The organism is Clostridium sp., assembly GCF_051650885.1.
Classification (GTDB): Bacteria; Bacillota; Clostridia; order Clostridiales; family Clostridiaceae; genus Clostridium.
Genome location: NZ_JBOFRG010000121.1, coordinates 1 through 9,755, shown reverse-complemented (window position 1 = coordinate 9,755; position 9,755 = coordinate 1). Strand labels below are relative to the sequence as shown.

Annotated in this window: 7 protein-coding genes; all 7 read left to right on the top strand. The window is 27.1% G+C overall.

What is annotated here, in order from left to right:
* On the top strand, positions 1 to 1,061 hold a 1,061-nt coding region (locus ACRC28_RS05945), incomplete at its 5' end, for an NAD(P)/FAD-dependent oxidoreductase (protein WP_438542531.1).
* Between the two features lie 107 nt (positions 1,062 to 1,168).
* Positions 1,169 to 1,591, top strand: a complete 423-nt coding sequence (locus tag ACRC28_RS05940; protein ID WP_438542530.1) for a hypothetical protein — start codon at positions 1,169 to 1,171, stop codon at positions 1,589 to 1,591.
* A gap of 374 nt (positions 1,592 to 1,965) precedes the next feature.
* The gene (locus ACRC28_RS05935; RefSeq protein WP_438542529.1) at positions 1,966 to 3,288 is read left to right on the top strand and encodes an MFS transporter; all 1,323 of its coding nucleotides are present in this window, start codon (positions 1,966 to 1,968) and stop codon (positions 3,286 to 3,288) included.
* Positions 3,289 to 3,358: 70 nt separating this feature from the next.
* Positions 3,359 to 5,596: a diguanylate cyclase gene (locus ACRC28_RS05930; protein ID WP_438542528.1), complete on the top strand. Its 2,238-nt coding sequence runs from the start codon at positions 3,359 to 3,361 to the stop codon at positions 5,594 to 5,596.
* A 252-nt stretch (positions 5,597 to 5,848) separates the two neighbouring features.
* Positions 5,849 to 7,030 (top strand): NlpC/P60 family protein, encoded by a 1,182-nt coding sequence (locus tag ACRC28_RS05925; RefSeq protein ID WP_438542527.1) that lies wholly within the window; start codon positions 5,849 to 5,851, stop codon positions 7,028 to 7,030.
* 378 nt (positions 7,031 to 7,408) lie between these two features.
* A complete protein-coding gene (locus tag ACRC28_RS05920; protein ID WP_438542526.1) occupies positions 7,409 to 7,924 on the top strand; it encodes a hypothetical protein in 516 nt (171 codons plus the stop codon).
* Positions 7,925 to 8,113: 189 nt separating this feature from the next.
* Positions 8,114 to 9,755, top strand: a 1,642-nt coding sequence (locus ACRC28_RS05915) for a VWA domain-containing protein (protein ID WP_438542525.1), incomplete at its 3' end; no start/stop codon positions are given.

Below are 9,755 nucleotides of genomic sequence, written 5' to 3'. Positions count from 1 at the left end.
TTTCAGAAGATGATTTCATGGAAAAGTATGATATAAACTGGATTAAAGGTGTAGAAGTATTAAAGCTTAATGATAAAGAAAAAACTTTAAGCTTAAGTAATGGAGAAACTTTAAGCTATGATAAAGTATTAATAGCAAGCGGAGCTTCATCATTTATACCACCAGTAGAAAACTTAAGAACTGCAAACCATGTAGTAGGACTTAGAAACTTAGAAGATGCAGTTGAAATAGTTAATAGAGGAAAAAATGTTAAAAGTGCAGTAGTGCTTGGAGCAGGACTTGTAGGAATAGATGCAGTTTCAGGACTTATGCATTATGATTTAGACCTTTCATTAGTTGAAATGGGGGATAGAGTTCTTCCTCTTCAATTAGATAAATATGCAGCTAGTAAATATGAAGAAAAGTTCTCAGAAGAAGGAGTTAACTTAAAGCTTGGAGTGGCGGCACAAAAGCTTAATGTTGATGAAAATAATAATCCTGTAAGCTTAACATTAAATACAGGAGAAGAGGTTCCTTGTGAATTAGTTGTAGTAGCAACAGGAGTAAGATCAAATGTAGCATTCTTAGAAGAAAGCAATGTAGAGTGTGATAGATTTGGACTTATAATAGACCACGCTGGAAGAACAAATGTGGAAGATGTATTTGGAGCAGGAGATGTAACAGGAAGAAACCCAATATGGCCAACAGCTGTAAAAGAAGGAATAATTGCAGCATCTAATATGCTTGGAATTAAAAAAGAAATGACAGATTTCTTTGGAAGTAAAAATACAATGACATTTGTAGGAATAAATACATTATCTTTAGGTACAGTTAACTTAAATGATGAAAACAAAGATGAATATGAAGTAGAAGAAGAAAAAGATGAAAATGGATATAGAAAAATAATTCATAAAGATGGAAAAATTTATGGAGCATTAATTCAAGGAGATCTTTCATATGCAGGAGTATTAACACAGCTTATAAAAGAACAAATTGATGTATCAAAGGTTAAAAAGCCTTTATTCGAAATAGATTATTCAGACTTCTTTAATGTAACAGAAAACTTTGAATATAAATATTAAAATGATTAGTCAAGTATTTTTATACTTGGCTATTTTTTTGCACAAAAATAGAAAGAAGTACATAACATATATGATACAAAATAAAATAAAAGTGAAGTGAAGCTATCATGATTGAGAAAATAAGGAATTTAATGACCAATATACAAAGAAATATTTCAAAAGTATTTTCAAGAGTTTACACTACAGCTAAATTTTTGGCGATAGTTGGAGCCCTTTGTTTTATCATGATTGCAATTTCTGTTTTTGATCCAAATTTAGATGCAAGTGGAAATTTAGTAACTATAAGAACGGTTTTTTCATCAATAGTTGGATGTCTTTTAGAACAAACATCAAGAAAAGTATTATGTACTGATACTACAGTAATGTTTAAAAATTATTGTATAGGAATATTAGCTGTAAGTATAACCTTGTTATTAGGATTAACAGAAGTTTTTGGAGTAGATGTAAATAATCCATCTATAATCTTATTAAAAAATGTGCTTTTTTCAAGTATAGGATTTTTAATAAGTGGAACTAAGGATTGTGAATAATGGAAAATTAAGAATTAGGGGGAGTTGCAGGCAACTCTCTCTTTTTTGGACTCAAAATTTATCTGGCGATAAATTTTATCGTGGGAGGAATTTTTAGTTAAGAGTTAATAGGTAAGAGGTTAGAATTAGGAGGAATTGCAAGCAATTCTTTGGAGGGGGCTCAATATTCATCTGGCGATAAATTTTATCGTGGTGGGGTAAAAATGAATTTTGGAAGAATAATAGGTCTGAAGTATTAATAAAGCGATAATTATTAACCAATGAAATACAAAGTCTATTGAAAACAAATATCAATTATGATAATCTAAATGAGATTTAATATCAAATAAAAATAAAAATAAAGTTAAATTTTATATAAAGAAAAGAGGAGAAGGATGTTTAAAGTTCTATATGATAATAAAAGATATAAATTGAATATTGTATTATTTACAATAGTTTTTGCAGTTATGGGAGGAGTTAAAGGAATTGTGGGTGATGCTTTTAGAAGTTATTTGAAGCTATCTAATGATAAAGCATCGAATGAACTTTCTATGCTTATTGGGTTTTCAATGATATTTTTAGTGCTGGCATTATTGTTTATAAAGAAGGTTGGACATAGAAATATGTTTATGATAATAACTGTTCTAATGGGGATAGCGTTTATTTTAGCTATCTATTCTAAAAATTATTATGCAATTTCATTTTCATCTATAATACTCCATTTAGGAGATAAAGCATTTGATATTATGATGGCTTTAGTTTTTATGGCTTATACAAATAAGGAGAATAGAATTTTTGTTTTTACAAGAGCCATAATATTAAATGTTTTAGTAGGAATAGTTGTAAAAATGTTTGATGGGAAAATTGCAGTTTTACATTTTGCAAAGAGTATGGGAATTAATTATAGTAAGGCAAATGAAATGACAGCACATGTAGGAAGTTTTAAAGGAGAAGTTTTATTAAATTATATAGATGGATTTAAATTTGTACTATGGATTGCAGTAATATTAATAGTAGGTGTAATTATTTTATTGAGTTTAATGAAAGAGAAAAGAGAAGATTATGTTAGAGAGGAAGGAATTATAGAAGAACTTGGGAAGATTAAAGAAAAAACTAAAATTAAAATTTTCAATAAGTATACTATAGTTTGGATTATATATGCAGTTTTAATGGGAATAGAGTCTAACTTTATTACACCAAACTTAGAAATTTATTTTAATAGAATGTTACATATAAGCAGAGGGGAAACATCAACAATACTTGCAATGCAAGGTTTAGGAATGTTAGTATTTTTAATTTTAACGCCTTGGATGATGAGAAAAATGGGGAATATAAAATTCTTTGGGATTTTAATATTTTTATCAGGACCTGTAATGATAGTAATGGGGCTTGGAAATTTCTTTTTACCTTATACAGGTTTAGTTATGGGAATATCAATATTTTTAAGATATGGATTTACACATGCAGTACATCCAATTCAAGATTCTATTCAATTATTAATTGTTAAAAAAGAAATGAGACCAATATTCTTAGCTATTATAACAGGAATAAATGCAGTTATATCTATAGTAGTTGGATTTATAGGAGCTAAAACTTTATTTAGTACATTAAGAGGTTATGAAAATTTATTTTATTTCTTTGGAGTTGTATTTATGATATCAGGGATACTTATTTACTTTACATTTAAAGGAGAATTTAATGGAGATATAGGAGAATAAAGTAAAAATATAGATTATTATGTAGAAAAATGGTAAAATGGGGAATATGATTAGAGAATGGAGAGATTAAATGAGAGAGAATAATTTAGAAATTCTTGATATATTTTTAAATGAAAAAGAAATTTTAGTATATATTATTGACATAAAAACAAATGAAGTACTCTATGTAAATGAGAGTGTGAAGAATATATTTAAAGAAAAAGATATAGTGGGGAAAAAATGTTATGAAGTTTTTCAAAATCATAAAAAGCAATGTCACTTTTGTAAAACAAGTATAATTGAAAAACATTCAGATGATTTTTATATATCAGAATATTATAATGAAAGATTAAATAAATATTTTAAGGTAAAAGAAAAGATAATTACATGGATTGATGGAAGAGATGTAAAGATTGAAATAGCTACATGTATTGGAAATGAAGTAAATAAAGAATTAGGAAGAGTCATAAGATATGAAAGAAAGCTAGAAGAAATATTAGATGATTTTGAAAAGGGAAAAGGAATAGATTATTTAGTAAATAAAACGTTAGAGCTTATTGGAGAATATATGAGAGCTGCAAGAGCATATATTTTTGATATTGATTTATTTGGAAATGTTATAAGTAATACATATGAGTGGTGCAATCTAAATGTAGAATCACAGATAGAAAATCTGAAGAGAATTCCTTGTACCGATATGCCATGGTGGATGGGAAAGCTACTAAATGATGAAACAATCTTTATTTCCAATATAGATGAAATGCCAAAGGAAGCTGAAAATGAAAGGTCTGCATTAAAAGCTCAAGGTATAAAATCAGTAATAGCAATTCCATTTAAAATATTTGGACAACTATATGGATTTGTAGGAATTGATGATATTTATGCATATTCAATTGAAGCAGAAAAAAATATGGAAAGTCTTATGAATTTTGTGAGTGTAATATCAAAGCTTATGGAGAGTAACTATAAGGGGTGCAATTCGAATAAGATAAAAAGTATATATAACACTATCTTAGAAACAACAGTAAATCCAACAGCTATTATAGGAGAAAAGGGAAATATAATAGTTTATAATGAAGAATTAAGAAATTTTATAGAATTAGATGAAAAAGATTGTATTAGGGGAATATTTATAGATAACTATCTAGAGCCAGAAATGGACATAGAAAGTAAAGAAAATAAGGTTTATAAAATTCAAACTAAAAATGGTATAAAGTATGGAATAGTAACATCAAAGAAAATTATAAATTCAGAACAGTATATAGTAACTTTATTTGACATAACTGAAATTAAAAATAAAGAAAAAGAGTTAGAAGTTCTTAGTTATACAGACAAGCTAACTAATTTATATAATAGAAATAAGTATATAAAGGATGTTGGAAGAATATCAAAAAAAGAAGTTATAGGACTTGGCGTTATTATTTGTGATATAGATGGACTGAAATTTATAAATGATTCTTTAGGTCATGATTATGGCGATAGAGTAATAAGAAGATTTGCCAAGATTTTAAGAGAAAATACGAGACGAGAAGATTTAAAGTATCGAATTGGTGGAGATGAATTTATTATTATAAATAAAAATGTTACGAAAGAAAGATTAACTAAGATTGTAGAGAGAGTAAAGGGAAATATAAAAAAGATAAACAAAGATGAAAAAGAAAACTTTATGAGTGTTTCTATAGGAATGGCATACAGCAATGAGAGAAGTATAGAAGAGCTTATAAAAGAAGCAGATTTAAATATGTATAGAGAAAAGGTTATAAATAACAAAAGTGTAGCAAATGAAATTATAAGTGGATTTACAAGGGCATTAGAAACAAAAGATTATGGAATGCTAAAGCATGGAAAGAGAATGGAAAAGTATGCATTACAAATAGGAGACAAGCTTCTTTTAGATAGAAAAAGAAAAGAAAAATTAAGCCTTTTATGTAAGTTCCATGATATAGGTAAAATCGCTATAGAAAATGAAATATTATTTAAACCAGATAAACTTACAAAAGAAGAATTTGAAAAAGTTAAAAAACACTCAGAAATAGGATATAGAATTTCTAGGAATTCTAAAGCCTTAAAAGGAATAAGTGATTTCATACTAAAGCATCATGAGAGATATGATGGAAAGGGATATCCATTAGGGTTAAAGGGGAATGAAATTCCATTAGAATGTAGAATAATATCTTTAGTAGATACCTTTGATGTTATTGTAAATGAAAGACATTATAAAAAAGCAAATTCAAGAGAGTTTGCAATTGAAGAAATTAAAAACTGCACAGGAACACAGTTTGATCCAGAAATTTCAAATATATTTTTAAATATCTTAGAAAATGAGTAAAATATAAAAGAAAAAACTTCGTAATATTTAATTAAGAAATTTAAAGTGAAAAATGTTAGTAAATATTGAACAAAGCTTTAAAAATTGAAAAAAAGTATGAAAAATGGAGAAATAAGGTGTATTATATGATTATATGTTTTACAGGTATAAAAAGTTAGTATTTGTAGAAATATATTTTTTGAAAAAGATGAAATTGATTTCTTAAATGAAATTTAGATAAACGAAAGAAAAAGTTAGGGGCGGTTTTAAAGTATGAAAAAGAAATTATTAGTAGCGATGATATTTGCAGTAACAATGATTACAACACCAATGTTCACAAATATGAGTGCATTTGGTGATACAATAAGTCAAAATAAACAAGCAGAACAACAAAAAGCTAACGAGGCACAAGTACAGTTAGAAAAGTTAGATAACCAAATTCAAAATTCTATGATAAAGGCAAAACAACTTGATGGGCAAATAGCATCAGCAAATGCTAATATAAAATCATATCAAGGTAAAATAGCACAAACACAGGCTAAGTTAAATACAGAAAAGCAAAAAATGGACAATGAAATTGCAGGTCTTTATAAAGCAGGATATACAAGCAATGGTTTATTAGCTTACTTAAATGCTATATTTACAGGAAATAGTTTTTCACAGATAGTAACGAATCTTGAAGATGTTCATAGCATAAATCAAGCAAATCAAAAGACTTTAGATAATATAAAAGAGCAAGAAAATATTTTAAAGAATCAAGAAGCTAGCTTACAAAATAATATAAATACTTTAAATGAATCTAAGAGTCAAGTATCAAGCAATTTAGCTAGTCAACAAGATGCAAAACAAAAAGAACAAGGTATTTTAAATGCAGCAAATCTTAAAGTACAAGCATACTCAGCACAAGAAATTGCAGCACAAAAACAAAAAGTACAAGAAGCATTACAAGCAGATGCAAAAGCGAGTACAAGTAAATCAACTAATAGTGGAGCTACACAACAAAGTAGTGCAGCGAGCAATAGTGGAAATAGTACAAGCAATTCATCAAATAATGGTGGAAGCAGTTCAAGTGTACAACCTAGTGCACCACATGTGAATGCAGGAGGAAGTGCAACAGCTGAATCAATAATTTCATACGGTGAGCAATTTATTGGTGTTCCATATGTTTATGGTGATGAAAATCCAGCAACAGGATTTGACTGTTCAGGATTAATGCAATACATCTTTGCACATGGTGGAGTAGACCTTCCAAGAACAGCAGCTGGACAACAAAGTGTAGGAACACCAGTTGCAAAAGGAGATTTACAACCAGGAGACTTAGTATTCTGGGGAGATCCAGCATACCACGTTGCAGTATATATTGGAGGAGGACAAATACTAGTTGCACCTCATACAGGAGCTTATGTAACAGTAATGAACTTATATCCATACACTAATGCGAGAAGAGTTTTATAGGAATTAGAAGTTAAGAATTAAGAATTAAAAATTGAGGAAGAAACTCGCTTAGGCGAGTTTCAAAATAAATAAGAGAGATGAATTAGTAGAGAAAACTAATTCATCTTTTTGACGTGTAATAGAGTAGTCAAATGAAAGTTAAGAACAGAAAAAATAGAGTTTTTAGTTTATAAAAATAAAGGTAGAAAATGCTACCTTTTCTAATTTAAAATTTTAAATTCTTAATTATTTCCAAGTGCTATAGTATAAGTATATCTTTTAAAGTTTAAAAGTATATGAAGATGTACTTATAACTAAAAACTTAATTTTTTCAAAAGAAAATTGACACAAAATTGCCTTTTTTAGAATCTAAAATATAGGTAAAAGGAGTGATAACATATGAAGAAATTATCTATAATATTTGGAGTAGTAATAGGAATTTTAGTCTTAGTATTAATCTTTTGTGGAGTAGAGTTACATAAAAAAGAAGTTCAAATACAGAACTTACAAAGAATTAAGGCGATACAACAAGCAGAGCAAAATAGTGGAATTAAGGTTGATGGAATAAACTTTAATAATTTAAATTATAGTGTGAAAAATGATGGAAATACTAAAGTTGTAAATGCAACTTATACAATTGCAGGAGAAAATCAAAAACAGCAGGTAATAAAAGATGCAAAGTTAACTGAAGAGAATGGTAAGTGGGTAGTTTCAAAGGATTCAAAATTAACTGCTGACCAAATAAATGTTATAGAAAAGTTAGTTAATACTCAAGTAAAAGAAAATGCAGAATTTAATCAAGCTATAAAAAATCAAATGAAAAATGAGCAAAAATATATACAAGATGCTCAAAAACAAATGAATCAACAGATAGATGCATTAAATCAGGCATTTAATCAAGCGATTAATAGTTAAGAAGAAAAGTCTCTTTTAAGTAAGAGGCTTTTTTTATACGAAAAAATAGAAGAATAGATAACAATAGAGTTATTATGTCTAAAGAAGGCTTTAAAAGAGAGAAAGAGTAGTGTTTATAAGAGAAAAAGCAGTCTATAACATATAGATAATTAATATATTATTATGATATTAATTTATTAAGGTGAGAAGATGAATCTAAAGGATTTAAGAGTGTATTTTATAGGAAATGAAGAGCTAAAGCTTGGATATGAACATAAGGCTGAATGTAAATTTTATTCTATAAAACTAAAGAAGAAAAAAGAAAAAAATATAAATCATCATATATTACTTATAGACCTTTCTTATAGTATGAGAGAAAAGATTGATGAACTTCGTGAAAAGGTTAAATTAACTCTTGAGGGATTAAAAAAGGGAAGAAATAATTATGTATCAATTATAGTTTATTCAGGACATTTAGAGTCAAAGATAATTATTAAGGGGATAAAGTGTGAAAAAAAATCTTATGAGATGGGTGAAGTTTTTGAAAAGATAGATAAGGAATTCTATATAAAAACAAGTACAGTATTATCAGAGCCTTTAGAAAAGGCAATAGAGATGGTAAGAAGGCTTGAAGATGTTTGCAGTAAACATAATATAGTCTTATTTACAGATGGATGTATATCTCTTGATAAATGGTCTATTGAAGAAGAAAAAGAAAAGATATTAAAGGTAATTAACATATGCAAAGAAAAGGATATTTATTTTAATGCCATTGGCTTTGGAAAATATTATGATAGAGAATTTTTAAAGAAAATAGTTAGAACTATTGGAAATGGTGAAGTAAATCATATAGAAGAAATAAAAGATTTTTATAAAAATATTATAGAGATTTCAAAGAATATAAATGAAAAAAATAATTTAACTTTAGATATAAAAAATAAAGAATATTTTATTGTAAATAATGGACAGCTTTGTAAAGAAGGAAAAACTAAAATAAGTGTATGTGAAGATGAAGTTTTAATATGTACATTTAACGAAGAGCTTAAGATAGAAAATAAAATTTATAATAATAAAAGAATTGAAAAAAGAAAAAAAGAAATAGTAGAAGATTTTTTATATAGATTAACCTTAACCCATTTATTAAATGAAGATGTGCAAAGTGCAGAGGTTTGTATGGCAGAATTAAAGGATGTTTATGGATTTTCAGCCTTACAAAATTGTCTTTCTTTCACAGAGCTTGGACAAGCTATAAATATAATTAAAGATTTAGCTGTAAATAAAGAAAAAAGGTTTAAAAAAGGAAAGAGCGATATAAATTTAGAGGAAGAAAATATATGTGTATTAGAGATTTTAGAGGAAATAATAAAAGATGAAGAATCAATGCTTTTATGGGACTATAGTTACAGATATAAAAGAATAGGAAAGCTTACAAAAAGAAAAGAGGATAGATATAAGTTTATAAGACCTTTAACTGGATTTGGTGAGGTAACTGATATTACAATAGGAAGTAAAAAGCTTAATGTAGGGCTTTTAGTAAAGGTTAAAGGAGAGGTTATAGATACTGATACTATGTTAAAGCTTGATGGACATGTATTTAGACAATATAATTTAATTTTAAATGGAAATATAAATACAGATAGAATATCTTGCATACTTTCTAAAGAGCTATTAAAGAAATTTAAAAAAGAAAAAATAATAAAAGAGAAAAATAGATTTGGTGAGAATATTATATATACATTAAATTTAAAAAAAGTAAAAACTACTAATAAAAGAATAATGAGAAGTTTAAGTATAGAAGATATAGGAAAAGGCTTGTATGAAGCAGAAGAGTTGAAATGTAAAATAGGAGCAG

Bases quoted from the DNA above. Each gene is read 5' to 3' on its own strand.
- ACRC28_RS05940 (WP_438542530.1), top strand. From the start codon at position 1,169: ATGATTGAGAAAATAAGGAATTTAATGACCAATATACAAAGAAATATT.
- ACRC28_RS05935 (WP_438542529.1), top strand. From the start codon at position 1,966: ATGTTTAAAGTTCTATATGATAATAAAAGATATAAATTGAATATTGTA.
- ACRC28_RS05930 (WP_438542528.1), top strand. From the start codon at position 3,359: ATGAGAGAGAATAATTTAGAAATTCTTGATATATTTTTAAATGAAAAA.
- ACRC28_RS05925 (WP_438542527.1), top strand. From the start codon at position 5,849: ATGAAAAAGAAATTATTAGTAGCGATGATATTTGCAGTAACAATGATT.
- ACRC28_RS05920 (WP_438542526.1), top strand. From the start codon at position 7,409: ATGAAGAAATTATCTATAATATTTGGAGTAGTAATAGGAATTTTAGTC.